The following is a 24,853-nucleotide window of genomic DNA, read 5'->3' as shown; positions in this document are numbered from 1 at the left end:
GCGGGAGGGCGCGCCGGAGGGATGGGCGGCGGTGGGCGCCGCGGCGGGCGCGCGTGCCGGGCCGGGAGGGCGCCGGTCGCCGTCGCTATGCTCGCCGGGGCTCCCGGCGAGCGGGACGCCGGGAAGGACGTCCATGCCCAGCACCACCGAGACCGGTGTCCGCCCGATCATCCTCGGCGGGGACATCGGCGCCTACGCCACCGCCCGGACGTTCCACGAGCGGTTCGGCGTCCGCTCCGTGGTGCTCGCCGGGGTGGCGACCTGGGCGGTACGCCGCTCGGTCGCCGTCGACCACCGCGTGGTGCCCGGCCTGGACGACCCGGCGACCATGGTGCGCGCGGTGCGGGACGTGCTCGCGGAGGCGCCGGGGCGCCCGCACCTGCTCCTCGGCAGCGCCGACTGGCTCGTCGAGGCGCTCGTCGCCCACCGCGCCGAGCTCGCCGAGCTCGCCGAGCTCGCCGAGGCCATCGTGCCCTACCCCGACGCGGCCACCCTCGACCGCGTCACCGACAAGGGCCGGTTCACCGCGCTGTGCACCGAGCTGGGGCTCCCGGTGCCGCGCACCGTCGTGCTCCAGGCCGGCGACGGCGGCGCCGCCGCGGCCGGGCTGACCTTCCCCGTCGTCGTCAAGGCCGCGTCCACCGCGGACTTCCACGAGGTGGCCTTCCCGGGCAAGCGGAAGGTGGACCGGGCGGAGGACCCGGCCGAGCTGACCGCCGTGCTGGACCGGATCGCCGCCGCCGGGTACAGCGGGGAGCTGGTGGTCCAGGAGTACGTCCCCGGCCCGGACGCGGAGATGGCGGCGGTGAACCTGTTCTTCGGCCCGGACGGGGACTGGCGGTTCGCGCAGTTCGGCCGGGTGCTGCTGGAGGAGCACACGCCCGGCGCACTGGGCAACTCCGTCGCGCAGGTCACCGGGACGAACCCCGACGTCGTGGCCCAGGCGCGCCGGCTGCTGGAGCACGTCGGCTGGCGCGGGTTCGCCAACCTGGACCTCAAGCGCGACCCGCGGGACGGGGTGTACCGCTTCCTCGAGCTCAACCCGCGGGTGGGCCGCAGCGGCTACGCGGTCACCGCCTCCGGCTACGACGTCGGGCAGATGTACGTCGACGCGTTCGTCGACCACCGGGCCGTGGCACCGGTGATCGGCACGGCCGAGCACCTCTTCCACGTGGTGCCGGTGCCGCTGGTGACCCGGTACCTCTCGGCCGCGGACGCCGCCGTCGTCCGGCGCCTGGCCCGCTCCGGCGCGGCCACCAACCCGTTGCTCTACCGGGCGGAGCGCGACCCGCGGCGGTGGCTGGAGATCGCCGCGGCGCAGGCCAACCAGGTCCGCAAGTTCGCCCGGTACCACCCGGGGCCCGTTCGGCGTCGACAGTCCTGATCGCGACGCCGCGGGCAGGTCAGCGTCTTACGTTGGCAGGTTTGCGCGTAGAGAGGTGGCTTCAGGAGCATGTTGCCAAATGGGCTTGATCGGTCGAACAATGCGGCGCCTGGACTCCTCCTAGCCCACATCTTGGGGTGTGCTCATTGAGATAATCTTCAGAAGGACAGGCTCCCATAGTCCCGAAACCAAGTCAGACCCAGAACCTCCGCGCGACCGATCTCGCCCACCTGCTAGGATAGGCGCACCGCTGAAAGGGGTGGATCATGGCACGGGCGACCGCCGCTACTGACCCGACCGAGACCCAGGTCGCGGAGCGCATCGCGTTCGCGGACGCCGCTCTGGCTGCGGCCGGGCACGAGGTCACCGACCCGGCGCTGCGCGGCATTCTGGAGCAGGCGGCCCGGCACGAGCTGACGGGGGATGAGGCGGTCGCAGCGATCCGCCGCCACGTTCAGGGCTGATGCCGCGCCGGCACGTCTTTCGTACCTGGGATGACTACTTCATCCCAGGTACGTCTGTGCTGAGGAACAAGTTCACGACGCCGAGCAAGCCGCACGGTGAGACGGACCCCGACAAGCTGCGCACGATGGAGGAAGCCATCACGGCCCTGCGGATGCGCGAGCTGGCCGAGTCTCCGGTGAAGGGCCAGTTCGACTACGACCACATGAAAGCGATCCACCACTACGTGTTCCAGGACGTCTACGAGTGGGCGGGGCAGGAGCGTGTCGCCCCGGTGGGGCAGTTCATGACGAAGGACGGCCACACCTACTACGGGGCAGGCCCGCACCTGACCGAGGCCGCCGAGCAGCAGTACGCGCGCCTCGCGCAGAAGGACCTGCTGCGCGGCCTGGGGCATCAGGAGTTCGTCGAGGAGCTCGCGGAGAGCTGGGGCGAGCTGAACGTCATCCACAGCTTCCGGGAGGGCAACACCCGCACGCAGTTCGTGTTCTTCTCCCAGCTCGCCGAGCAGGCCGGCTATCGACTCGACACAGCACAGTTCGCACCGGGCTCCACGCTGCGCGACGAGTTCGTCGCGGCGCGCTTCCACAGCCAGGACACCGGCCGCAATGACCGGCTGGCGGATGTGCTCCGGCGAGGTGTCATCCCGTCTTGACCGCAGCCCCCGGACGCGACCCACGGGGCCGGGCAGGGCAGCAAGCTCTGGCACGCCAGCTACACCATCGGCAACACACCTGGCCGGACCCGCCGCCACTGACCGAGCCGGACATCGACACCACGACCCCGATGGGCCGTGCCCTGGTCGGCATCGACGTGGTGATCGCGCAGCTGCGGGTCGACACGATGCGGAGAGCACCATCCGCGGCCTGGCCTAGCCTGGCCCGCGCCCGCGCCCGCGCCCGCGCCCAGGGTCGCGTCGGTGACCGCCCGACGGTGATGACAAGCCGACACGTACGAGGCGGTCGCCGCCCAGCGCCGCGAACGCGACAAACCGGGCGCCACGTGCGGGCCCGGGTCGGCCGCTGAATTACGGTAGGTGACGGTTGCGTATATCTGGGTTAGGCTCCCCTTCGTTAGGTCCTCCTTCCCTACGGATCCACCCCTGGAGCCCATGTGAGCACCCTCGTGCGCCGCGCCGCCGTCGCCGTCGTCCTCGTCTCTGCCCTCGCGGCCTGCTCCGCCGGCGGCAGCGCCGAGGCGGAGCCGCCCGCGGAGGGCGAGAGCGCCGAGCCCAGCACCATCACCGTCGAGCACGCCCAGGGCAGCACCGAGGTGCCGGCCGACCCCGAGCGCGTCGCGGTCTTCGACATGGGCGCCCTGGACACCCTCGACACCCTCGACGTCGACGTCGTCGGGGTCCCCAAGGCCAGCGTGCCCTCCTTCCTGGAGGAGTACACCGGCGAGGAGTACACCGACGTCGGCACGCTGTTCGAGCCGGACTACGAGGCCCTGGCCCGCCTCGACCCCGACCTCGTCGTGGTCGGGTTCCGCTCCGCCGCGGCCTACCCCGAGCTGAGCAAGAGCTACCCGACCGTGGACGTCACCTTCGACTCCACCGACTTCCTCGCCGGCCTGGAGGAGAGCGCCGGCACGCTGGGGGAGATCTTCGGCAAGGAGGACGAGGTCGCCGAGGCCCTCGCCGGCATCGACCAGCGGGTCGAGGAGATCCGCCCGGCCGGGGAGGCGGCCGGCACCGGGATGGTGCTGCAGACCTCCGGCGGCGAGGTCACCATGAACGGGGCCGCGTCCCGCTTCGGCCTCATCTTCACGGTGCTCGGCGTGGCCGAGGCCGCCCCGGACGTCGCCAGCGACCCGCACGGGGAGGTCGTCTCCTTCGAGGTGGTCCGGGACGCCAACCCCGACTGGCTCTTCGTCAACGACCGCGACGCCGCCATCGGCGAGACCGGCGGCCAGGCCGCCGAGCAGATCCTGGACAACGAGCTGGTCGCGGCCACCACCGCCTGGCAGCAGGACCAGGTCGTCTACCTGGACGGGGAGCGCTGGTACATCGTCATGCACGGCCTGTCCAACGTCGAGGCCATGATCGACGAGGTCGGCCAGGCGCTGGGCGCGTGACCGCCACCGCCCACCCCGGCACCGGGCGCGCGGTCGACGGCCCCGCACCCGGTCCGGCCACGCCTGCGCCCGCCGTCGCCGGCGGCCTCGTCCGTCCCGCCGACGGCGACCCGGTGCGTCGATCCGACGGCGGCCGGGTCCGGCTTGCCGACGGCGGCCCGGCGGGGTCGGCCCACGGCAGCTCGACGCGTCCGGCCGACGGCGGCCAGCCGCAGCCCCGGCCCAGCCGGCTGCGGCTCCGCCTGGGCCTGCTCGCCGCCACGGCGGGGGTCGCGGTCCTGGCCGGCGTCAGCCTCTTCGTCGGGGCCACCGAGGTGAGCGTGGGCGACGTCCTCGCCGGCGACCTCACCGCCGCCCAGGCCCAGACCCTGGTGTCCTCCCGGGTGCCGCGCACGCTGTCCATCCTGCTGGCCGGGTCCGCGATCGCGATCGTCGGCCTGGTCATGCAGCTGCTCGTGCGGAACAAGTTCGTCGAGCCCTCCACGGCCGGCACGACGGAGTCCGCCGGGCTGGGCCTGCTCGTGGTCACCCTGGTCGCGCCGGCGCTGCCGCTGGTGGGGAAGATGGCGGTCGCCACCGTCTTCGCCCTGGCCGGCACGATGCTGTTCCTGGCGATCCTGCGCCGGATCCAGCTGCGCTCGGTCGTCGTCGTGCCGCTGGTCGGCATGATGCTCGCCGGCGTCATCGGCTCGGTCTCCACCTTCCTGGCCTACCGCAACGACATGCTGCACACCCTCTCCACCTGGATGACCGGGGACTTCTCCGGGGTCATCCGGGGCCGGTACGAGCTGCTGTGGATCGTCGGCGGGTGCGCCGTCGTCGCCTACCTGGCCGCCAACCGGTTCACCGTCGCCGGCCTGGGGGAGGAGCTGACCACCAACCTGGGCCTGAGCTACCGGGCGGTGATGGCGCTGGGCCTGTCGATCGTCGCCGTGACGAGCGCCGTCGTCGTGGTCGTCGTCGGCGGGCTGCCCTTCCTCGGGCTGGTGGTGCCGAACATCGTCAGCCTGGCGATGGGGGACTACCTGCGCCGCTCCCTGCCCTGGGTGGCGCTCCTCGGCGCCGGGTTCGTGCTCGCCTGCGACATCGTCGGCCGCACCGTCATCCACCCGGCGGAGGTCCCGATCGGGGTGGTCGTCGGCGTGGTCGGGTCCGCCGTCTTCCTCTACCTGCTGCTCCGGAGGCCGAGCGGTGCCCGCTGAGACCGTCCGCACCGGCGCCGCGCCCGCCGCCGACGGCCGCCGCAGCGCCGACGACGCTCCGGCAGGGCCGGCCGCCGGGACCCACCCGGGCCGGGTGGTGGCGGTGCTGGCGGTGGCCGCCGTCGCCGTCCTGATCCTCTTCCTCACCCTCGGCGCGCTGGACGCGCTCGACCTGATCCTGCCGCTGCGGGCCGGGCGGGTGGCGGCCATGGTGGTGGTCGGCGTCGCGATCGCGGTCTCCACCGTGCTGTTCCAGACGGTGACCGAGAACCGCATCCTCACCCCGGCGATCATGGGCTTCGACTCCCTCTACGCCCTGATCCAGACCGCCGCCGTCTTCTTCCTCGGGGCGACGACGGTGAACGGGCTGGCGCCGACCGGCCGGTTCGCGGTGGAGGTGGCGGCCATGCTCGTCTTCTCCACCGCGCTGTTCCGGTGGATCTTCGGCGGGCCCCGGCGCAGCCTGCACCTGGTGGTGCTGGTCGGCATCGTCTTCGGGGTCCTCTTCCGGTCCCTGGCCACGTTCCTGCAGCGGGTCATCGACCCCAACGAGTACCTCACCGTCGCCGACCGGCTCTTCGCCTCCTTCAGCGCCCCGGACCCCACCCTGCTCCTCGTCTGCACCGCCGTGGTGGCCCTGGTCTGCGCCTGGGCGTGGACCCGGCGGCGCGACCTGGACGTCCTCGCGCTGGGCCGCGCGCACGCCGTCGCCCTGGGCGTGGACCACCGGCGGCTGACCATGGCGGTCCTGCTCGTCTCCGCCCTGCTGGTGTCCGTCTCGACGGCGCTGGTCGGCCCGATCACCTTCTTCGGCCTGCTGGTGGCGAACCTGGCCTACCAGGTGGCCGGCACGCACCGGCACGCCTACGTGCTGCCGGTCGCCGCGCTGCTCGCGGTGATCACCCTGGTCGGCGGGCAGGCGGTGCTGGAGCACGTGTTCGGGCTGGACACCGTGCTGTCGGTCGTCATCGAGTTCCTCGGCGGGCTCGTGTTCATCGTCCTGCTCGTTCGTGGAGGTACCCGGTGATCGAGACCCGTTCCCTGACCAAGCGGTACGGGCGGACGGTCGTCGTCGACGACGTCTCCCTCACCCTGCCGGCCGGCGGGGTGACGTCCATCATCGGCGCCAACGGGGCGGGGAAGTCCACCGTGCTGTCGATGATCTCCCGGCTGCTGCAGATGGACGGCGGCACGGTGAGCGTGGACGGCCTGGACGTCTCCAAGACCCCGTCCCGGGAGCTGGCGACCCGGCTGTCCATCCTGCGCCAGGACAACCACCTCGCCGTCCGGCTGACCGTGCAGGACCTGGTGGCGTTCGGGCGCTACCCGCACTCCCGGGGGCGGCTGACGCTGGAGGACCGCCGGCACGTGGCCGCGGCGATGGACTACCTCGAGCTGGGCCCGCTGGCCGGGCGGTACCTCGACGAGCTCTCCGGCGGGCAGCGGCAGCGGGCGTTCGTGGCCATGGTGCTGTGCCAGGACACCGACTACGTCCTGATGGACGAGCCGCTGAACAACCTGGACATGCGGCACGCGGTGACGATGATGAAGCTGCTCCGCCGCACCGCCGACGAGCTGGGCAAGACGGTCGTGCTGGTGGTCCACGACATCAACTTCGCCTCGTGCTACTCCGACCACATCGTGGCGATGAAGGACGGCCGGGTGCTGTGCCAGGGCGGTCCGGAGGAGATCATCGACACCGACCGGCTGCGGGAGGTGTTCGACATGGACGTCGCGGTCCAGGTCGTCGACGGGCGGCGGATCGGGGTGTACTACGGCTGACGGCGCCGGTCACCGCAGCCGCAGCACCGCCACCGCGTGCCGGTCCAGGACGACCTGCCCGTCCCGGACCTCGGCGCCGCCGAAGGCGAGCACGACGTCGGCCCCACCGGGCAGCGGCAGGGTCTGGCCGCCGTCGCCGGTGGGCGCGGCGACCAGGAAGCTCCCCCGGCGCAGCAGCACGCTCTCCTCGCTCACGTCCGCCGCGGTGGCCGAGCGGTCCCCGCTGGCGAGGTCCGGCTCGGCGCGGCGCAGCGCGATGAGGTCCCGGTACCAGCCCAGCAGCCGTTCCCCGCGCGGCTCGGCCGGCTCGGCCCAGTCCAGCCGGGACGCGGCGACCGTGGCCGGGGACTGCGGGTCGGGCACTGTGACGTCCCCGCCGTAGAGCTCGGCCCAGCCGTGCGCGCCGAACTCGGCGGTGCGGCCCTCCCGGACCGCGGCGGCGAGCTCGGGCTCGGCGTGGTCGGTGAAGTACTGGAACGGGGTGCGGGCGCCCCACTCCTCGCCCATGAACAGCATCGGGGTGTATGGGGCGAGCAGGACGAGCGCGGCCGCCGCCGCCAGCTGGCCGTCGTCCAGCACCGCGCTGGGCCGGTCGCCCAGCGCGCGGTTGCCCACCTGGTCGTGGTCCTGGGCGAAGACGACGAACCGGCGCCCGTCCACCTCGGGCGGGACCGGCGCGCCCCAGTCCCGGCCGCGGAAGGTGGAGAAGGTGCCGGCGTGCACGAACACCTCGGTCAACGCCCGGGAAAGGGTCTCCGGCGCGCCGAAGTCTGTGTAGTACCCGTGCCGCTCGCCGGTGAGGTAGGCGTGCAGGGCGTGGTGGACGTCGTCGGCCCACTGCGCCGTCATCCCCAGCCCGCCGACGGCGGTCGGGGCGACCGTGCGGGGGTCGTTGCGGTCGGACTCGGCGATGAGCGACAGCGGCCGGCCCACCGTCTCGGCCAGGTCCGCGACGGCGTCGGCGAGCTCGGCGAGCAGGTGCCGCGGGGAGTCGTCGAGCAGGGCGTGGACGGCGTCCAGCCGCAGGGCATCGACGTGGAAGTCCCGCAGCCAGCGCAGCGCGTTCTCGATGACGAAGGCCCGCACCGGGCCGGCGTCGGGGCCGTCGAGGTTGACCGCGCTGCCCCACGGGGTGTGGTGGCGGTCGGTGAAGTACGGCCCGTACGCGCCGAGGTAGTTCCCGGACGGCCCGAGGTGGTTGTAGACCACGTCCAGGCACACCGTTAGGCCGCGCTGGTGGCAGGCGTCGACGAAGCGCTGCAGCCCGGCCGGCCCGCCGTAGGCCTCGTGCACCGCGTACAGGGCCACCCCGTCGTACCCCCAGCCGTGCGTGCCGGGGAAGGCGGCCACCGGCATCAGCTCGACCATGTCCACGCCGAGGTCGACGAGGTGGTCCAGGTGGGCCAGCGCGCCGTCGAAGGTGCCCGCGGCGGAGAAGGTCCCCACGTGCAGCTCGTAGACCACCGCGCCCAGGCTCGAGCGCCCGGCCCAGCCGGCGTCCCCCCAGGCGTGCGCGGCGGGGTCGAAGGTGCGCGAGGGCCCGTGCACCCCGGCCGGCTGCCAGGGGCTGCGGGGGTCGGGCAGCGCCGGGCCGCCGTCGAGCCGGAAGGCGTAGTCGGTGCCCGGCGGCAGCGGCGCGGCCGCCTGCCACCAGCCGCCGGGCCGGGGGTGCATCGGGTGGTCCCGCCCGCCGGTGACCAGGGCGACGGCGGTCGCGGCCGGCGCCCACACGGTCGGCGGGGCGGCGGGCCCGCGACCGGCAGACCCCGGGCCGGTGGGCGCGGCGCCGCTCATCCGACCCGCTCCAGCAGGGCGACCGGCCGGGCGGCGAGCAGGTCCGCCAGGCGGTGGGCGCCGCCGTCGTAGGTGGCCCCGGTGAGCGCGCCGCGCCACCGTCCCGGCGGCAGGACGACGGTGTGCTCGCCGAACCCGCCGAGGCGGTCCAGCACGTGGGCGAGCCGGGTGGCGACGGCGACCACCTGCGGGCCGTCGCCGTCGGTGCGGGCCAGGGCGACGGCGTGGCCGGAGGTGGTCGGCAGCGGCTCGTACCCGGCGCCCGCGCCGACGAACGCGCCCGGCCGGGCGCGGCGCAGCCGCAGCGCCGCGGCGGTGAGCTGGAGCTTCTCCTCGTCCAGGCCCACCGGGGCGGCGCCGTCGTCCAGCCGGGCCAGCGCCCCGGCCAGGGCGGCGAAGTCCACCGGGCGCCGGTTGTCCGGGTCCACCAGCGAGGTGCGGGTGACCTCGGTGCCCTGGTAGACGTCGGCGACGCCGAGGATCGTGAGCTGGAGCAGCTTGGTGCCGAGCACCGCCGCGCGGACCGCGGGCCCGGTGCTGGCGACCCAGCCGTCGAACGCGGCCCGGACGCCGTCGTCCTGGAGCAGCGCGTCGGCGAAGCCGACCAGCTCGGCCTCCCGGTCCGCCGCCGGCGCGGTCCAGGAGGTCCAGGTCTTCTGCTCCCGCGCCGCCTTGGTCAGGTACGCCCGCAGCCGGTCGGCCTCGATCGGCCCGGCCGGCGTCCAGGTCCCGGCCAGGGTCTGCCAGAGCAGGTTCTCGGTGCGCCCGTCCAGGTCCGCCGGGCGCAGCGGCTCGGTGGCGGTGCGCAGGTCGTGGACCAGCGCCACCCACTCCTCGGCGTGCTGGGACAGCACCCCGATCCGGGCGCGGACGTCCTCCCCGCGCTTGGTGTCGTGGGTGGACCCGGCGGTCATCGTCACCGGCCAGGCGGCGGCGGTCTCCTGGACCCAGGCGTGCAGCTCGTCGGCGCCGAGCCCGAACCGCTCGGCGTCCGCGCCCACCTCGCACAGGCTGACCAGGTGGGTCCAGCGGTAGAAGGCGGTGTCCTCCACCCCCTTGGCCGTCACCGCCCCGCAGACCTGCTGGAAGCGCACGATCGCCTCGCCGCGGCGGGCCTCGTGGCTGCGCCCGGCGCTGCCCACCTCCTTGCCGAGCAGGAGGTCGAGCACGACGTCGAGGGTCTCGTGCCGGTCCGGCTCGAGCCGGGCCCGGGCCCGGTCGGCGGCGTCGCGGAGCACCGCCTCGGCGCCGGCCGGGGCGCTCTCGCCGGGCACGACGTAGGCGCGGTAGCGGTCCATCGCCACGACCAGCTCGGCGACGCACTCGAACAGGGACCGGAAGGTGTGGTCGCGCAGCCGGATGTCGGCGTGGCACAGCTCGTGCAGCTGGGTGGCCAGGCGGTGCACCTCGGCGTAGAGGGAGGTGCTGACGACCTGCCGCTTGGACCGCTCGACCTCCGCCGGCAGGGCGCCGGGGACGTCCCCGGTGAGCTCGGCCAGCAGCCCGCCCAGCGGCAGCGCGCCGGCCGGCTCGACCTGCAGCGCGCCGAGCCGCCAGGCGGCGTCGTAGCCGGTGGTGCCGGCCACCGGCCAGTCCGCCGGGAGCTGCTCGCCGCCCTCGAGGATCTTCTCGGCGGCGACCCACGCCCCGCCGGTGGCCTCGTGGAGGCGGCGGAAGTAGCCGCGGGGGTCCGCCAGGCCGTCCGGGTGGTCGATCCGCAGGGCGTCGATGACGCCGTCGGCGAGCAGCGCGAGCAGCAGGGCGTGGGTGGCGGCGAAGACCTCGGGGTCCTCCACCCGGACCGCGGCGAGGGTGCCGACGTCGAAGAACCGGCGGTAGTTCAGCTCCTCGTCCGCCACCCGCCAGTAGGCCAGCCGGTAGTGCTGGCGCTCGAGGAGCTCGGCGAGCGGGAGCTGCTCGGTGCCGGCCCGGACGGGGAAGACGTGGTAGTAGTAGCGCAGCACCGGCTGCTCGCCGGCGTCGGGCTCGGTGGGCACGACGGCGGTGCCCACGGTGAGCTCCCCGGCCGCCAGCACGGTGCCCACCCGGGCGCCCAGGACGGGCATCAGCACGCCCTCCCCGCCGCCGACGTCGATGTCGAACCAGGTGGCGTAGGGGGAGTCCGGGCCGTGCTTGAGCACCGACCACAGCGCCCGGTTGTGCCAGGCCGGGGTGGGCACGGCCATGTGGTTGGGCACGACGTCGACGACGACGCCCATCCCGCGCGCGTGTGCGGCGGCGGCCAGGGCCTCCAGGCCGGCGCGCCCGCCGAGGACGTCGCTGATCCGGGAGTGGTCCACGACGTCGTAGCCGTGGGTGGAGCCCGGCGCGGCCTGCAGCACGGGGGAGAGGTAGAGGTCGGTGACGCCGAGGGCGTCCAGGTAGGGCAGCGCGGCGGCGGCACCGGCGAAGGTCAGGTCCGGGCCGAGCTGGAGGCGGTAGGTGGACACCGGCTGGCGCCGGCCGGCCGCGGGCCGGTGGGCGTAGTCCGGCCCGGGGTGGGGCTCGGCGCCGTCGACGGCGCTGCCCGGCCGGGCGCCGTCGGCCACGCTGCCCGGCTCGGCGCCGTCGGCCGCGCTGCCCGGCCGGGCGCCGTCGGCCGCGCTCACAGGTCCTCGCCCTGCGGGCACACCAGCAGCACCACGCTGCGCCCGGTCACCGTCAGGGTGGCGCCGGCGGGGTGCTCGGTGGGCTCGGCGTCCGGGGTGGTGGTGTCCACGACGGTGGTCCAGCTGGCCCCGTACCCGGAGCCGGGGAGCTGGAAGTCGATGGCGGCGCCGTCGGCGTTGAGCAGGCAGAGGATGGAGTCGTCCACGATCCGGTTCCCCCGCGCGTCGGGCTCGGGGATGGCGCTGCCGTTGAGGAAGACCATCACCGAGCGGGCGTAGGACACGCCCCAGTCCTCGGCGGCCATGTGCTCGGCGGCCGGGGTGAACCACTCGATGTCCCCGATCTCGGACTCCCCGCCGTGCTCGGGGGCGCCGGCGAAGAACCGGCGCCGGCGCAGCACCGGGTGGTCCCGGCGGAGCTGGACGAGGGACCTGGTGAACTCCAGCAGGTCCCGCTGGTCCTCGCTGAGGTCCCAGTCCACCCAGGACAGCTCGTTGTCCTGGCAGTAGACGTTGTTGTTGCCCTGCTGGGTGCGGCCGATCTCGTCCCCGTGCGCGATCATCGGCACGCCCTGGCTGAACAGCAGGGTGGTGAGGAAGTTGCGCTGCTGGCGCGCGCGCAGCCGGCCGACCTCCGGGTCGTCGGTGGGGCCCTCCACCCCGCAGTTCCAGGACCGGTTGTGCGACTCCCCGTCGGCGTTGCCCTCGCCGTTGGCCTCGTTGTGCTTCTCGTTGTAGGAGACCAGGTCCCGCAGGGTGAACCCGTCGTGGGCGGTGACGAAGTTGATCGAGGAGACCGGCCGGCGGCCGGTGTGCTCGTACAGGTCGGCGGAGCCGGCGAGCCGGCTGGCGAACTCCCCGAGCGTGGCGGGCTCGCCGCGCCAGAAGTCCCGGACGGTGTCCCGGTACTTGCCGTTCCACTCCGACCACAGCGGCGGGAACCCGCCCACCTGGTAGCCGCCCTCGCCCACGTCCCACGGCTCGGCGATGAGCTTGACCTGGGAGATCTCGGGGTCCTGCTGGACGATGTCGAAGAAGGCCGAGAGCCGGTCCACGGCGTGCAGCTCGCGGGCCAGGGTGGAGGCGAGGTCGAAGCGGAACCCGTCCACCCGCATCTCCTCGATCCAGTACCGCAGCGAGTCCATGATCATCTGCAGCGTGTGCGGGGAGCGCATGAGCAGGGAGTTGCCGGTGCCGGTGGTGTCGAAGTAGTGCGCCCGGTCGCCGTCGACCAGCCGGTAGTAGGAGGCGTTGTCGATCCCGCGGAAGGACAGCGTCGGGCCCAGGTGGTTGCCCTCGGCGGTGTGGTTGTAGACGACGTCGAGGATCACCTCGATGTTCGCCTCGTGCATCGCCTTGACCACCGACTTGAACTCCTGGACCTGCTCCCCGCGGGTGCCGTAGGCGGCGTAGCCGTTGTGCGGGGCGAAGAAGCCGATGGTGTTGTAGCCCCAGTAGTTGGTCAGGCCCTTGGCCTGCAGGTGCGGGTCGTTGACGAACTGGTGGACCGGCATGAGCTCCACCGCGGTCACTCCGAGCCCGGCGAGGTGGTCGACGACGGCGGGGTGGGCCATCCCGGCGTAGGTGCCGCGCAGCTCCTCGGGCACGTCGGGGTGGCGCTGGGTCATGCCCTTGACGTGCGCCTCGTAGATGACCGAGTCGTGGTACTCGTGGCCCGGCGGCCGGTCGTAGCCCCAGTCGAAGAACGGGTTGATGACCACCGAGGTCATGGTGTGCCCGAGGGAGTCTGCGGTGTTGCGGGCGGCTGGGTCGGCCATGTCGTAGGAGTACAGCGAGGGGTGGGCGTCGATCTGCCCGTCGATGGCCTTGGCGTACGGGTCGAGCAGGAGCTTGCTCGGGTCGCACCGGTGGCCCTGGTCGGGGTCGTAGGGCCCGTGCACGCGGTAGCCGTACCGCTGCCCGGGCTGGGCACCGGGGAGGTAGGCGTGCCACACGTGCGCGTCGACCTCGGTGAGCTCTAGGCGGGTCTCGCCGCCGTCGTCGTCGAGCAGGCACAGCTCCACCCGCTCGGCGACGGAGGAGAAGAGGGCGAAGTTGGTGCCCGAGCCGTCGTAGGTGGCGCCGAGCGGGTAGGGACGGCCAGGCCAGGTCTGCATGGGGGTAAGGCTGTCATGGGGCCGGTGCCGCCGCCCCCGACGCGCAGGTGAGGGCGCTCACGCCCAGGCGGCGGAGGAGGTTGGGCGGACGGGAGCGACAACCGCGCCGCCGAGGGCCAGAGCGGCCGGCCGGATGGCCACCACGCCCGTCGCCCGTCGACCGGGTCGGTGCCGTTCGCTCCGGGCCCAGCTGCGCGCTGAGCTCGGCCTCGACGCCCGCCGGAAGAACTCCTCACGGGCGGGGTTATCCGCCTGGGGACGGCGGTGTCCGGGAGCAGGCGCAGGAGCTGTCAAGACGGCTCCCACCTGTGGCGGTCGACGCTCACCTCCGCCCAGCGGGGGGTGGCGTATCAGAGCTCGAGGGAACCACGTGGCCGCCGGCGTGCGTGGAGCCGATGCGGTACGGCGTCAGGACAGGCGAGCGATGCGAGAACGAACGCACCGCGTCGGAGCTCCGTTGGGCGAGTGGCCAGGCAAGATCGACGACACCATCCCGTACCTCGTGCGCGAGGCGTACGAGACCGTCGGCCACGGGACCAGACGGCGCGCCATGGCGTGGCTCAGAGCAGGGACGAGACCTGAGTCTCTGTACCGACTGCGCCCAGCAGGAGTGCCGTAGCAGAAGTGCTACCATGGTGTCCATGGACGTGATCCCGCAGAAGGAGCTCCGCAACAATGTCGGGGAGGTACTCCGCAGGGTTGAGGCCGGTGAGAGCCTCATGGTGACCGTCGCCGGTCGACCCGTGGCCGAGCTTCGCCCCGCCCAGCGTCGTCGCTGGGTGAGCGGTCCTGCGCTTGCCCGCGTCTGGCAGGGCCCGGCCCCACGCGAGATGGAAGACGACCTGGATCGACTGGACGCCGAGATCGTCGACCCGTTCGCGTCATGAGAGCTCTGCTCGACACGTCGGTCCTCATCAGTGACGATGCTCCGGTCGACGTCGACGCCGCAATCAGCGTCGTATCACTCACCGAGCTGCACTTCGGTGTGCTCCAGGCCCGCAACTACGCCGAGCGGGCGCGCCGAACCGATCGGCTCGCTGCCGTCGAAGCCAGCTTCGATCCCCTTCCGGTCACGACCGAGGTGGCACGAGCCTGGGGGCGCCTGGCAGCCGCAGTCAGTCAACGAGGAGGGAAACCTCGCCGGCGTCAGATTGATCTAGCCATCGCTGCCACGGCATCTGTCGAGGGCGTGCCGCTGCTCACCCACAACGCTGCTGACTTTCGGATCATCAATGACCTGGTCGACGTCCGTCGCCCCTAGGGTCAACCGGCGAGCGAGTTGTCGGGTCGTCGATCGGTCAGCCGAGCGTCGGAGCGTGCCATCGCCAACGTAACGACCTGACGGATACTCCGCGCCGACTACCGACGATGCTGGAGGCGTTCGCGGAGGCAATCTCAACCCCGCTGGGAACCTGACGGCACACGATCGCTCGCTACGCTGGACCGCTGGACAAGACGAAGGCCCCAGGTCGATGACCTGGGGCCTTGCTCGTGGGCGATACTGGGTTCGAACCAGTGACCTCCTCGGTGTGAACGAGGCGCTCTACCACTGAGCCAATCGCCCGGGCCGGCGGTGGCCGGTACCGCGAGCAGCGATCCTACCGAACGAGCCGATCGATCGCGAAACTGCGGCGGTCGACGGACCGGACGCTCACGGGTCGGGCGTGGCGACGTGGCGTCGGGTGTAGATCTCCGCGGCGCGGGTCGTCAGCGGCCCGGGCTCCAGCGGCCGGCCGTCGACGGCGCTGATCGGCACCACCCCGCGGGTGGAGGAGGTAAGCGCCGCGTGCTCAGCCTCCGTCAGCGCGGTGAGCGGCAGCGTCTCCTCGCGCACGTCCATGCCCTCCTCGCGCGCCCATTCCAGGACGACGGCGCGGGTGACGCCGGCCAGGCAGCCGGACTCCAGCGGCGGGGTGAGCAGCGCGCCGTCGCGCTCGACGAAGACGTTGGTGCCGGTGCCCTCGCACAGCTCGCCCCGGGTGTTGCCGAAGACCGCCTCGCCGGCCCCGCGCTCGTGGGCCCACGCCAGGGCCCGGACGTTCTCGGCGTAGGAGGTCGTCTTCAGCCCGGCGATGGCCGACCGCTCGTTGCGGGTCCAGGGGACGACGGCGACGGGGACGGCGGCGGGTGCCCCCACTGCCGCCGCAGCGACCAGGAGCGTTCCGGGTCCCCAGGCGGCGTCCGAGCCGAGCGGCCCGGGCCCGGCGGTCCACAGGATGCGGATGCGGGCGAGCTCGGTGCCCCACGCCTCGGCGACCTCCGTCACCGCTCGCCGGACGGTGGCCCGGTCGGGCAGCGGGATCCCGAGGCCCGCGGCGGACCGCTCGAGGCGGTCGAGGTGTCGGGTGAGGGCGAAGGGGACGCCGTCGAGCAGCTCGCAGGCCTCGAAGACGCCGTCGCCCACGGTCAGGCCGTGGTCGGTGGCCCGCACCAGCGGCTCGGCCGGGTCGCGCAGGCGGCCGTCGTGCCACAGAACGATTCGGGGCTCGGTGCGGGGCTCGCCAGGCATGGCTGCCACTGTGGCATGGGCGACATCCGGCCACCACCGGTCCGGCTTGGACTTGCCCACGCCGCTGGTCTAGAGTTCTGCAGGCAGCCGCGGGCACACCAGCCGGCGGACAAGCGGATGTGGCTCAGTTGGTAGAGCATCACCTTGCCAAGGTGAGGGTCGCGGGTTCGAGTCCCGTCATCCGCTCGGAGGGCACCACCACCCGGTGGACACCAGCCTCAGGGTGGCGTGGCCGAGAGGCGAGGCAGCGGCCTGCAAAGCCGTATACACGGGTTCGAATCCCGTCGCCACCTCGAAACACCCTCTGGGCGATTGGCGCAGCGGTAGCGCGCTTCCCTGACACGGAAGAGGTCACTGGTTCGATCCCAGTATCGCCCACCAGATTGATGGGGCCCCTGACCAGCGAAAGCGCAGGTCAGGGGCCCTTCCCGTGTCCGCCCCAGATGGACACGAGAGGACCCGAATGCCCCCTGTGGGCCTCCTGGAGGCCCACCAGAGGCCCACGGACTGGTGATCGACAGACACCTAGCCCGTGGGAGGCGAAGCCGATGGCAACAGGAAGCAGGCGAGGGTTCGGCAACACCGAACGCCGCAAGAACGCGAGAACCGGCAAGACGACCGGATGGCGTGCGCGGTACTTCGGTCCCGACGAAGGCCGGTACCACCAGACCTTCACGACCAAGATCGACGCCGAGGCATGGTTGCACTCCGAGGAGGCGCTGATCGCGCGTGGAGAGTGGCTCCCGCCCGACCAGCGGGTGGCGCGCGTCACGGTGACCCTCAACGAATACATCGCGGCCAACCTGAGCCTTCGCGATCTCGCCCCTCGCACCCGCGAGGAGTATGAGAGCTACGTGGAGCGGTTCCTCGCCCACGACGAGCTTGGCAGGAAGTCGCTGAGGGCGATCTCCGCTCGCGACATCACCTCCTGGTACACGAGGCTGCAGGGCCAGACCGGCAAGACGATGACCGCGCGTGTGTACGGGTTTCTGTCCTCGGTCTTCAACGCCGCGGTCCGCGACCGGCTGATCGACCACAACCCGTGCACGATCCGTGGTGCCTCCGAGGCGCCGCGCAGGTCGAAGAAAACCATCGCCACCCCTGAGCAGATCGCCGAGGCGCTGCTTCACCTCGACGAGCGGTACCGGGCCATGATTCTCCTGGCAGCCTGGTCGGGCCTGCGATCCGGAGAGTTTCGCAACCTCCGTCGCCGAAACATCGACCTCGTCGGCCGCAGGGTCGTCGTCGATGAGCAGATCCAGAACCTGCGCGGCCAGGGCAAGGTCGTGCGGGCGGTCAAGACCGAGGCCGGTGCGCGGATCGTTCACCTGCCGGCATCGGTGACGAACGTCCTCGCGACACACATGGCCGCGTTCTCCCAGGCCGGTCCCGACGGGCTGGTCTTCCCTTCCCACGTGGGCACGCCGATCTCTCAGTCAGTGCTTCACCAAGTGTGGAATGAGGCGCGACGGGCGATCGGCCGGCCGGACCTGCGCATCCACGACCTACGTGCGACCGCAGCGACTCAGGCGGCACGCACCGGGGCGACGATCGCGGAGCTGCAGGCGCGACTGGGGCACACCACACCCAACGCGGCCATGAAGTACCAGACGGCCGCCGCGGCGCGCGACGCTCACATCGCCGACGCGCTGGATGACTTCATCCTGGTGCCGATCGACCTGACGGCGCCGAAGAAGAAGTCGCAGGCGTCTCATGGCAGGAAGAACTCCCATCCGAAACGCACCGGTGACAACCAGTCCAAGTGAGCGACACGGGTCGTGTGGAGGCCCACAGTTTCGACAGGCCTAGGCCCACGGCGTCGGACTCCGACTGACAACGGACGGCCGGTGACGCGGCACGTGACCAGGACCGATGCCGCAACCCGATGGTCGTATGGGCCCACGGGCCGGATCCGTAGGCCCACAGAAGTCCCGCAACGACCAGTGTCGCCCACTCTCAGGCAACGGTCCGCGTCGTGGTGATGGTCGTTATCAGGCACCGGGCGACCTCGTCGAGATCGACCCGGACCATCCGGCCAATGCGGTATCCGGTGAGAGTGCCGTCGGCGATCCGCCGGCGCAGCGTCTTCGGGTGGACGCCGATATGTTCGGCGGCGACTGCCAACGAGACGAGGTTGGCCGGAAGCACAGCGTTTCGGACAGTGGTGGTCTTCGAGGACCGCATTGTGCTCATCTCCTATACGGGTGGGGAACCTGATCGGGCGCCGGTGCTCAGCCCGGGGCGTTCGAGGAAGGTCGCACGCAGGACGAAGAGGAGGCTCCCCGCCCGGCGGAACCTTCTCGGGTGTCGTCGACGGTCATCGGTCGAGCCCGGTGCGGCGGTGGATGTGGCGGGGGTGGGGGCGTGGCGGGGTGGCTGCTGCCTGGCTGTCGCGCTGGCGGATCAGGTCGGCGACGGACGGCTCCTGCGGCCCCGGACGGATCGCGTCTGGCGCATAGGCCAGGCCCGTGCGGAGCCCGTGAGCGGTGATGTTGCGGAGGCCTTCGGCGAGGTCACGGTCGAGTCGGTCGGGTGTGCTGGAGACGGTGACGGCGGCGGGTCCCCAGGCGAGAGGGTCGGCGCCGACGGTGCCGAGCACTTGGCCGATGTTGTTCTCGAAGTAGGTGTTGATCTCCACGTCGCGGTCGTCGACGTGGATGGTGGTGGTGTGCTCGAAGTCCTGCGACCGGCTGCTCTGACCGTCGGGCCGGTGCCGAAGGACGAGCAGGTCGGTGGGCAGGTCCAGGCCGGGGAGCCTGCGGTGGGCGCCGGCCGGGAGGCGGACCGCACCGAGCAGGTCGGCGACGAGGTGCAGGTGCCGGCGCGCTTCGGGGAACGGCTGGTCCATCAGGTCGTGGGAGGCGAGGAGGATCGTGTACCCGCCGGGGCGGGTGTGGGCTGAGGGACGTTTTTCGGACCGGTGATCTGTTGGATTTTGGTCAGGCAGTCTCGTTCGACTCGTACCAGGCGTGCTCGACCTCGTTCGGCGTGCGGTAGTCCAGGGCCGAGTGAAGCCGGTTCTGATTGTAGCGTAACTCGATGTACCGAGTCACGTCCCGGACGGCGTGCTCACGGGTCGGGTACGCGGTCCGATGAACCCGCTCGACCTTCAGCGTAGCGTTGAACGATTCCGCCCAGGCATTATCGTAGCAGATACCGGTCCGGCCCACCGACCGGGTGATGCCCAGCCGCTGCGTGTGGTCGGCGAACTCCTGGGAAGTGTATTGCGTGCCGCGGTCGGAGTGGAAGATCGTCACGCCCTTTCGGACGCGGCCGTTGCGGGCGGCCATGTCCAGGGCGGCGGTGACCAGCTCGGTGCGCATATGGGCGGCCATCGCATAGCCGACGACCTTCTTGGAGAAGCAGTCCAGCACGGTGGCCAGGTACACCCAGCCCTGCCAGGTGTCGATGTAGGTGATGTCCCCGACCAGCTTCACGCCCGGCTCGGTGGCGGTGAAGTCCCGCTGCACGAGGTCCGGGGTGGACCCGGCGTCGGAGGCGACGGTCGTGACCGGCCTGCGGCGCCTGGGCTGGCAGGCCACCAGGCCCCGCTCGGCCATGACCGAGCGGACGGTCTGCGGGTCGCACGCGCGGCCCATCCGGGCCAGGGCGGCGTGGACGCGGCGGTGGCCGTAGGTGCGGTCAGACTCCACGAAGATGTGCTCGATGATCTCGCCGAGCTCGGCGCGCCAGCGGGCGGTGGCCGAGGGCTTGCGCTTGCGCCAGGCGCAGTAGCCCGAGCGGGACACGTTCGCCCAGGTGCACATGCTCCGCAGGGGGTAGTTGCCTTCCTCGCCGTTGATGAACGCGTACTTCGCGCTCACCGGTACTCCTTGGCGAAGAAGGCCGCCGCTTTTTTTAGGAACTCCTGCTCCATCTTCAGCTCGCGGTTCTCCTTGCGGAGCCGGGCGAGCTCGGTCCGCTCGTGCTCGCTGAGCGCGGGCTCGTCGCCGGCGTGCTCGCGGCGGTACTTGTTCACCCACTTCCGCAGCGTCTCCGCGCCGATACCGTTTTCTCTCGCCACGTCGGCGATCGTGCGCGAGGACTCGACGACCGCGCGGACGGCCTCGGTCTTGAACTCCTCGCTGAACTTTCTCGGGGCCATTGGTTCCCTTCCCTGTCTCCCTCCGGATTCTATCCGTTGGGGCCATGGTCCGAGATCAATCCCTCACCTCAGTGAGTCTGTGCAGAGTGAGGGCGAGCTGGGCTTGGACGGCGCGCCGCGCGACGACGTGCTGGGGGTCTTGGAGGCGCACGTCGTTGTAGGGCAGGGACACCGGCTGCTGCGGACCGTGCAGCGCTACACCACTGTCAGGGAGGAACAAGCCCGGGACCTCACCCTCGGCTGGCCCCTCCTTCGCCGCTGCGCTCACCGCCTTGGCGACCACCTCACCACCCGCGGCGTCATCGACCAGCGCACCCAGCTGTTCTTCCTCACCCTCGAGGAACTAACCTCCGCACTTGATGGCGACCCCACGCCACGCGCGGAAGCAGCGGACAGTCGCCGAGCCGCGTGGGAGAAGCAGCGCCGCTTGGTCGCTCCACTCACCCTGGGCCAGCCGCCCCGGTTCATCGGCGACCCGATCGCCCGCGCAGTCAACGCAGCCCGCACCCACACGCCCCCGGAGGCAGCCATCATCGGGCAACCCGCCAGCGCAGGACGAGCGACCGGCCCGGTCCGCATCATCACCGGTCCAGAGGACCTCGCCCACTTCACCACCGGGGACGTCCTCGTCGCCCGGAGCACCGCACCGGCCTGGACACCACTGTTCGCCAGAGCCGCCGCAGTGGTCACCGACGGCGGCACCCTCGCCGCTCACGCCTCGCTCGTCGCCCGCGAGTACGGCATCCCCGCCGTCGTCGGCACCGGCGACGCCACCGCCCGGCTGCACGACGGCCAACTCGTCACCGTCGACGGCGGAGCAGGCACCGTCGAATGGGCATGAACCACCACCACCGGACACAGACCCGCGCTACTGACCCCCACCCAACCCCGCAGTGAGCGGTCGCCGGCGCCCCTCCTTGCGGGGTGGGTCGCTCAGTGGCGAGAGAAGCGAAGAGCGACCCAGAGCCCGCACCTGCGGCAGATGTAGGCCGGCTCGCTGCCGAGTGCGTGGAGCGCCTTGCGTGGCCGCAGTCGGCCGCAGCACGAGCACCGCTGCAGGGTGTCATCGGCCATGTCGCGATGGTCCCACGGGCCGCGTGCTCTTCACAGGTAGCGGCAGACGTCCTCGGCGGAGCACGTCGCCGGATCGCCGCCGGCGGCGTCCGCGTGCAGCGCGGTGATTGACCTGTGTCAGCGTCTTTGTCCGCTTTAGGCCGTGGGATCACACCACATCGGGGTCTCCTGGGTTGGGTTGATTCTTCCGGTGTGCTCGGTGGTAGGCAAGGCGCTGGCGGGCAGCGCGGGCCAGCCCCTCGCGCCGGGCCCGACGGATGGCTTCGCCGCGGCCCTCGTGCTCGTCCAGCGGGGTGACGTAGCCGATGCCCGAGTGCAGCCGCGAGCCGTTGTACTCGGAGCGGACGACGTCGAGCTCGGCGCGCAGGACAGCGGGGTCGGTGATTGCCAGCAGGTGGGGCCACTCGGTCTTCACCGTCCCGTTGAGGGACTCGATCCAGGCCTGGTCGGTCGGCGTTGAGGGCCGGCCGAAGTGCTGGGCGATGGCGACCATGGCCATGAACTTGCGGGTGTGCCCGGCGATCATCTGCGAGCCGTTGTCCGAGACCGCCAGCAGGATCGGGGTCAACTCATCCTCCCCGTCCAGCTCCAAGTTCCGACCTCGGTCCTCGGCCCGCTGCACCGCAAGGTCGAGCAAGCCCTCGGCGTCAAGAGCCTGCTCGAAGCCGAGCCGGACCTGGACGTGGGTCTCCTCGGCCGAGACCACGTGCGTGAGCCACTTGCGCGAGACCAGGTCCTCGATGATCAGCACCGCCATCCCGGCCGCGGTGAAGTGGGTCGTGTCGTAGATCCAGATCGAGTTTGGCCGGTAGGAGGCCCAGTCCGGGAACGGACGCCGCTGCCCACGCGTAGGGCGCGGTGGATGACGAAACCGCAGGTCATGATCGGTAAGCACACGTCGCACCGTCGATGGGGAAGCCCAGAACAGGTCCTCATAGGAGCCGCGGTGGGCCAGGCGCCGGTGGGAGAAGTCTCTCTCCCCGAAGGTCTCGAACGCCGCCAGGATCGCCTCGATCTCCACCGGCCTCAGGGCGTTGACCGAAGCCCCGGGACGAGCATCATCCAGACCAGCCTCGCTGTCCGCTCGGCGCCGCCAGCGACGCAGCCGGCGCTCCTGCAGGCCGAGCACCTCACACGCCCGGGCCGCGGGCCAGCCCTCGCCCTCGGCGTGCTCGACCAGGTCCAGCAGCACCTGCTTGGTACCGGCGTCGACCCGGACTGGGACGGGGGCGGTGGGCATCAAACCCGCCCCCCTTTTCCCTCCAGGAGGGTCAGCTTCACTGCCAGTTCCTTGACCGCCTCCGAGAGTCGGGCGATCTCGGCGTTGGCCTCCTCCAGCTCCACATCACGCACCGACTTGCCCGGCGTGCCGGGCTTGGAGGCCGCCAGCGCTGCCAACGCGCCGTCCTTGGCCACCTGCCGCAGCCGGATGATCGTGGAGCGGTCCACCCCGGCCGAGGTCGCCGCCTGACCGATCGTGGCCTCACCCCGCAGCAGCTGCAGCCAGATCTCATACTTCGCTGACGGCGACAGCACCGTCCTGCTCCGCCGCGTCCTCGCGGCACCGTTCGTACTCATCGCGCACCCTCCTACAGGCGTCACGAAGACCGTACCGATGTTGCTTGATTCCCCGGCTCAAACCGGACACGAACGCTGACTCAACACATCAGTGGCTATCCCCGCGGACAGTCGTGATGGTGCGGGAGTAGCGACGCTACGGGCCTCGCCGGGGGCCCGCAGCCGCAGGAGCGGGCGGTGAGGATGAAGGTTTGATGAAGTCTTCGCCGGGGCCGTTATCGAACCGTGATCCTGGGGGTTGGAGTGTGTAGCGTCGCTCCTGCTTCTCGCCCCTTCATCGGGAAGCCCGCGTGCGGACGCCGAGCCCTGCCACCGCACCGTGGTCCTCGATCGTCCGTGGCAGGGACGGGGAACCCGATGTGGGCCTGCGTTGCAGGTCCTTGGGGTGAAGCTCGATGCCTGAGCCGGGTGTGCTCCTACCCGAACCCGACAGCTGACCTCGTAGGCGCCCTGGAGAGGTTTACCCGTGACATCTAGCCACACCCGTGGACGGCACCGCGCCGAGGGTCGTCCCGTCACCGTTTTCTCATCGCTGGGTCCGTGCCTGACGGGTCCGGCCGCGCGCCGGGCCGCCCTTGCGGCGGCCTCCTCCGGCCTGGTGCTGACCATGGCCACCACCACCGCCTCCGCGATGGAGCCGGTCCACCCCGACCCGCCAGTGGTCGACACCCAGGCGGCGGCGACCACGCCGGCGAGCAGCCCCGCGGCCGGCGAGGTCACCCACACCGTGGTGTCGGGGGACACCGTGGGGAAGCTGGCGCAGCGCTACGACAGCACGATCTCGGGGATCATCGCGGCCAACGGCCTGAACGCGCAGGCCCTCATCATTGTCGGTGAGGTGCTGACCATCCCCCAGGGGCAGGCCGCCGTGGCGGCGGCAACGACGGCTACGTCGACGGCGACCGGCATCGAGCGGGAGACCACGTCGGCGTCGCGGTCGGCGGCCCGCAGTGAGGCCCCGCCGGCCAACACGTCGGGCAACGCGGTCCTGGACATCGCCTACCGGTACGTCGGCACCCCTTACGTGTGGGGCGGGTCGACCCCGGCGGGCTTCGACTGCTCGGGCTTCACCCAGTACGTGTACGCCCAGGCGGGCATCTCCATCCCGCGGTCCTCGGCGGCGCAGCGCAACGCGGGCACGCAGGTCTCGGCGTCCCAGGCCCAGCCCGGTGACCTGGTGTGGTGGCCCGGGCACGTGGGGATCTACGTGGGTGATGGGCAGTACATCGCGGCCTTCAGCCCGGGTAACCCGCTGTCGGTGCGTGACATCTACAAGGCGAACCCGACGTTCATCCGGGTGGGCTGAGCCCCCGGGGAGCCGATTGGTGGTGGCCCGTAGCCGTGTGGCTGCGGGCCACCACCCGTTCCGGGGTCAGACGAGGGTCTGGAAGTTGGCGACGAGGCCCTGCAGGTAGCCCGAGACCCAGGTCCACAGCCCGGTGACCATCGCGAGTCCGAGGAGGACGAGCAGCCCGCCGCCGAGGCGCTGGAATGCGCGGCGGTGGCGGCGCAGGAAGCCCAGCGCCCGGGTGGAGCGGGACAGCAGCATCGCCCCGGCGACGAAGGGGATGCCCAGCCCGAGGCTGTAGGCGAAGACGAGGACCCCGCCGCGGGCGGGGTCGGCCTCGCTGAAGGCGAGGCTGAGGACTGCGGCCAGGGTGGGGCCCATGCAGGGGGCCCAGCCCAGCCCGAAGACGACACCGAGCAGCGGGGCGCCCCACAGGCCCTGTCGGGGGGTCAGGTGCAGGCGCCGGTCGCGTTGCATGAATGGGACGTAGCCCATGAAGGCCAGGCCCATGAGCACGACGAGCGCGCCGAGGACGCGGGTGGTGAGGTCCAGCCAGGGGGCGAGCAGGATCCCGAGCCAGGCGAAGATGACGCCGAGCAGGACGAACACGGCGGTGAAGCCGGCGACGAAGAGCAGCACCCCGGCCAGGAGCCGCCCGTCGCGGACCTTGGTCTGGGGTCCGCCGGCCAGGCGGGTGCCGGGGGTGGTGACCCCGGCCATGCCGGAGAGGTAGCCGACGTACCCGGGCAGCAGGGGCAGCACGCACGGGGAGGCGAAGGAGATGAATCCGGCGATCGCGGCGACGGGGAGCGCGGCGAGCATGGGGCCGGTGAGCACGGTGCTGGCGAAGAAGGAGCCGAGCTGGTCCCACAT

The 24,853-nt window shown here is 71.9% G+C and carries 22 protein-coding genes, 4 tRNA genes and 1 riboswitch; of the genes, 15 read left to right on the top strand and 11 right to left on the bottom strand.

Annotation, left to right across the window (positions count from 1 at the left end):
- The first annotated feature begins 133 nt into the window (after positions 1-133).
- The 7 genes from MF406_RS10090 to MF406_RS10060 all read left to right on the top strand — a co-directional run bounded on the left by MF406_RS10090 (position 134) and on the right by MF406_RS10060 (position 6,906).
- Complete coding sequence (locus MF406_RS10090; RefSeq protein ID WP_242892726.1) at positions 134-1,384, top strand: carboxylate--amine ligase; 1,251 nt, start codon at positions 134-136, stop codon at positions 1,382-1,384.
- Between the two features lie 266 nt (positions 1,385-1,650).
- Positions 1,651-1,848: a hypothetical protein gene (locus tag MF406_RS10085; protein WP_242892724.1), complete on the top strand. Its 198-nt coding sequence runs from the start codon at positions 1,651-1,653 to the stop codon at positions 1,846-1,848.
- A 56-nt stretch (positions 1,849-1,904) separates the two neighbouring features.
- Complete coding sequence (locus MF406_RS10080) at positions 1,905-2,501, top strand: Fic family protein (protein WP_242892721.1); 597 nt, start codon at positions 1,905-1,907, stop codon at positions 2,499-2,501.
- A 458-nt stretch (positions 2,502-2,959) separates the two neighbouring features.
- Positions 2,960-3,922, top strand: a complete 963-nt coding sequence (locus MF406_RS10075) for a siderophore ABC transporter substrate-binding protein (protein ID WP_242892718.1) — start codon at positions 2,960-2,962, stop codon at positions 3,920-3,922.
- On the top strand, positions 3,919-5,124 hold the full coding sequence (locus MF406_RS10070) for an ABC transporter permease (RefSeq protein ID WP_371744462.1): 1,206 nt from the start codon (positions 3,919-3,921) through the stop codon (positions 5,122-5,124). The genes MF406_RS10075 and MF406_RS10070 overlap by 4 nt, the downstream gene beginning before the upstream one ends.
- Complete coding sequence (locus tag MF406_RS10065) at positions 5,114-6,151, top strand: iron chelate uptake ABC transporter family permease subunit (protein ID WP_242892715.1); 1,038 nt, start codon at positions 5,114-5,116, stop codon at positions 6,149-6,151. The genes MF406_RS10070 and MF406_RS10065 overlap by 11 nt, the downstream gene beginning before the upstream one ends.
- Positions 6,148-6,906: an ABC transporter ATP-binding protein gene (locus tag MF406_RS10060; RefSeq protein WP_242892712.1), complete on the top strand. Its 759-nt coding sequence runs from the start codon at positions 6,148-6,150 to the stop codon at positions 6,904-6,906. Before MF406_RS10065 ends, MF406_RS10060 begins: the two co-directional genes overlap by 4 nt.
- Before the next feature lie 9 nt (positions 6,907-6,915).
- Here MF406_RS10060 and treZ read toward each other — a convergent pair whose 3' ends face one another.
- From treZ to glgX, 3 genes are all read right to left on the bottom strand, one after another.
- The gene (gene treZ, locus MF406_RS10055) at positions 6,916-8,700 is read right to left on the bottom strand and encodes a malto-oligosyltrehalose trehalohydrolase (RefSeq protein WP_242892709.1); all 1,785 of its coding nucleotides are present in this window, start codon (positions 8,698-8,700) and stop codon (positions 6,916-6,918) included.
- Complete coding sequence (treY, locus tag MF406_RS10050; RefSeq protein WP_242897757.1) at positions 8,697-11,150, bottom strand: malto-oligosyltrehalose synthase; 2,454 nt, start codon at positions 11,148-11,150, stop codon at positions 8,697-8,699. The genes treZ and treY overlap by 4 nt, the downstream gene beginning before the upstream one ends.
- A gap of 155 nt (positions 11,151-11,305) precedes the next feature.
- Positions 11,306-13,426: a glycogen debranching protein GlgX gene (glgX, locus tag MF406_RS10045; RefSeq protein ID WP_242892693.1), complete on the bottom strand. Its 2,121-nt coding sequence runs from the start codon at positions 13,424-13,426 to the stop codon at positions 11,306-11,308.
- Between the two features lie 641 nt (positions 13,427-14,067).
- Between glgX and MF406_RS10040 the strand changes: the two genes are divergently transcribed.
- Together MF406_RS10040 and MF406_RS10035 are read left to right on the top strand one after the other, a co-directional pair.
- A complete protein-coding gene (locus tag MF406_RS10040; protein ID WP_242892690.1) occupies positions 14,068-14,313 on the top strand; it encodes a type II toxin-antitoxin system Phd/YefM family antitoxin in 246 nt (81 codons plus the stop codon).
- Positions 14,310-14,687: a PIN domain-containing protein gene (locus MF406_RS10035; RefSeq protein ID WP_242892687.1), complete on the top strand. Its 378-nt coding sequence runs from the start codon at positions 14,310-14,312 to the stop codon at positions 14,685-14,687. Before MF406_RS10040 ends, MF406_RS10035 begins: the two co-directional genes overlap by 4 nt.
- 231 nt (positions 14,688-14,918) lie before the next feature.
- On the opposite strand, the gene MF406_RS10030 is transcribed toward MF406_RS10035, so the two are convergent.
- Both MF406_RS10030 and MF406_RS10025 read right to left on the bottom strand, forming a co-directional pair.
- Positions 14,919-14,990, bottom strand: a tRNA-Val gene (locus MF406_RS10030).
- A gap of 87 nt (positions 14,991-15,077) precedes the next feature.
- Positions 15,078-15,935 carry an aminotransferase class IV gene (locus MF406_RS10025; RefSeq protein WP_242892684.1) on the bottom strand — a complete coding sequence of 286 codons (858 nt, stop codon included), beginning with the start codon at positions 15,933-15,935 and terminating at the stop codon, positions 15,078-15,080.
- Between the two features lie 113 nt (positions 15,936-16,048).
- On the opposite strand from MF406_RS10025, the gene MF406_RS10020 reads away from it, so the two are divergent.
- The 4 genes from MF406_RS10020 to MF406_RS10005 all read left to right on the top strand — a co-directional run bounded on the left by MF406_RS10020 (position 16,049) and on the right by MF406_RS10005 (position 17,701).
- Positions 16,049-16,121, top strand: a tRNA-Gly gene (locus MF406_RS10020).
- Positions 16,122-16,157: 36 nt separating this feature from the next.
- Positions 16,158-16,228, top strand: a tRNA-Cys gene (locus MF406_RS10015).
- A gap of 13 nt (positions 16,229-16,241) precedes the next feature.
- A tRNA-Val gene (locus MF406_RS10010) sits at positions 16,242-16,316 on the top strand.
- Positions 16,317-16,483: 167 nt separating this feature from the next.
- A complete protein-coding gene (locus MF406_RS10005) occupies positions 16,484-17,701 on the top strand; it encodes a tyrosine-type recombinase/integrase (RefSeq protein WP_242892681.1) in 1,218 nt (405 codons plus the stop codon).
- Between the two features lie 190 nt (positions 17,702-17,891).
- Here the strand turns inward: MF406_RS10005 and MF406_RS10000 are convergent, their stop codons facing one another.
- The 3 genes from MF406_RS10000 to MF406_RS09990 form a co-directional block, all read right to left on the bottom strand.
- The gene (locus tag MF406_RS10000; RefSeq protein ID WP_242892677.1) at positions 17,892-18,059 is read right to left on the bottom strand and encodes a helix-turn-helix domain-containing protein; all 168 of its coding nucleotides are present in this window, start codon (positions 18,057-18,059) and stop codon (positions 17,892-17,894) included.
- A gap of 193 nt (positions 18,060-18,252) precedes the next feature.
- Positions 18,253-18,783: a hypothetical protein gene (locus MF406_RS09995; protein ID WP_242892674.1), complete on the bottom strand. Its 531-nt coding sequence runs from the start codon at positions 18,781-18,783 to the stop codon at positions 18,253-18,255.
- Positions 18,784-18,874: 91 nt separating this feature from the next.
- Positions 18,875-20,040, bottom strand: a protein-coding gene (locus MF406_RS09990) for an IS3 family transposase (protein ID WP_242892671.1) whose coding sequence is annotated in 2 segments (ribosomal slippage) — positions 18,875-19,797 and positions 19,797-20,040 — 1,167 coding nt in all. Because the reading frame shifts where the segments join, the coding sequence is not laid out codon by codon here.
- A gap of 79 nt (positions 20,041-20,119) precedes the next feature.
- Between MF406_RS09990 and MF406_RS09985 the strand changes: the two genes are divergently transcribed.
- Complete coding sequence (locus MF406_RS09985; RefSeq protein WP_242892669.1) at positions 20,120-20,881, top strand: PEP-utilizing enzyme; 762 nt, start codon at positions 20,120-20,122, stop codon at positions 20,879-20,881.
- A gap of 381 nt (positions 20,882-21,262) precedes the next feature.
- Here the strand turns inward: MF406_RS09985 and MF406_RS09980 are convergent, their stop codons facing one another.
- Positions 21,263-22,354, bottom strand: a complete 1,092-nt coding sequence (locus MF406_RS09980) for an integrase core domain-containing protein (RefSeq protein WP_242892526.1) — start codon at positions 22,352-22,354, stop codon at positions 21,263-21,265.
- The gene (locus MF406_RS09975) at positions 22,354-22,650 is read right to left on the bottom strand and encodes a hypothetical protein (RefSeq protein WP_242892566.1); all 297 of its coding nucleotides are present in this window, start codon (positions 22,648-22,650) and stop codon (positions 22,354-22,356) included. Before MF406_RS09975 ends, MF406_RS09980 begins: the two co-directional genes overlap by 1 nt.
- Positions 22,651-22,979: 329 nt before the next feature.
- A riboswitch (cyclic di-AMP (ydaO/yuaA leader) is annotated at positions 22,980-23,155 on the top strand.
- Between the two features lie 144 nt (positions 23,156-23,299).
- Between MF406_RS09975 and MF406_RS09970 the strand changes: the two genes are divergently transcribed.
- Complete coding sequence (locus MF406_RS09970; protein ID WP_242892655.1) at positions 23,300-23,998, top strand: C40 family peptidase; 699 nt, start codon at positions 23,300-23,302, stop codon at positions 23,996-23,998.
- Positions 23,999-24,064: 66 nt separating this feature from the next.
- On the opposite strand, the gene MF406_RS09965 is transcribed toward MF406_RS09970, so the two are convergent.
- A complete protein-coding gene (locus MF406_RS09965) occupies positions 24,065-24,853 on the bottom strand; it encodes a cytochrome c biogenesis CcdA family protein (protein WP_242892653.1) in 789 nt (262 codons plus the stop codon).

Source organism: Georgenia sp. TF02-10 (genome assembly GCF_022759505.1).
GTDB lineage: Bacteria > Actinomycetota > Actinomycetes > Actinomycetales > Actinomycetaceae > TF02-10.
Note: the sequence above shows the minus strand (reverse complement) of the source record. Positions and strands in the feature narration are given on the sequence as shown.

Coding starts and splice junctions, on each gene's coding strand:
- MF406_RS10090 (WP_242892726.1), top strand. CDS start 134: ATGCCCAGCACCACCGAGACCGGTGTCCGCCCGATCATCCTCGGCGGG.
- MF406_RS10085 (WP_242892724.1), top strand. CDS start 1,651: ATGGCACGGGCGACCGCCGCTACTGACCCGACCGAGACCCAGGTCGCG.
- treZ (WP_242892709.1), bottom strand. CDS start 8,700: ATGAGCGGCGCCGCGCCCACCGGCCCGGGGTCTGCCGGTCGCGGGCCC.
- glgX (WP_242892693.1), bottom strand. CDS start 13,426: ATGCAGACCTGGCCTGGCCGTCCCTACCCGCTCGGCGCCACCTACGAC.
- MF406_RS10040 (WP_242892690.1), top strand. CDS start 14,068: ATGGACGTGATCCCGCAGAAGGAGCTCCGCAACAATGTCGGGGAGGTA.
- MF406_RS10035 (WP_242892687.1), top strand. CDS start 14,310: ATGAGAGCTCTGCTCGACACGTCGGTCCTCATCAGTGACGATGCTCCG.
- MF406_RS10025 (WP_242892684.1), bottom strand. CDS start 15,935: ATGCCTGGCGAGCCCCGCACCGAGCCCCGAATCGTTCTGTGGCACGAC.
- MF406_RS10005 (WP_242892681.1), top strand. CDS start 16,484: ATGGCAACAGGAAGCAGGCGAGGGTTCGGCAACACCGAACGCCGCAAG.
- MF406_RS09995 (WP_242892674.1), bottom strand. CDS start 18,783: ATGGACCAGCCGTTCCCCGAAGCGCGCCGGCACCTGCACCTCGTCGCC.
- MF406_RS09980 (WP_242892526.1), bottom strand. CDS start 22,354: ATGCCCACCGCCCCCGTCCCAGTCCGGGTCGACGCCGGTACCAAGCAG.
- MF406_RS09970 (WP_242892655.1), top strand. CDS start 23,300: ATGGCCACCACCACCGCCTCCGCGATGGAGCCGGTCCACCCCGACCCG.
- MF406_RS09965 (WP_242892653.1), bottom strand. CDS start 24,853: ATGTGGGACCAGCTCGGCTCCTTCTTCGCCAGCACCGTGCTCACCGGC.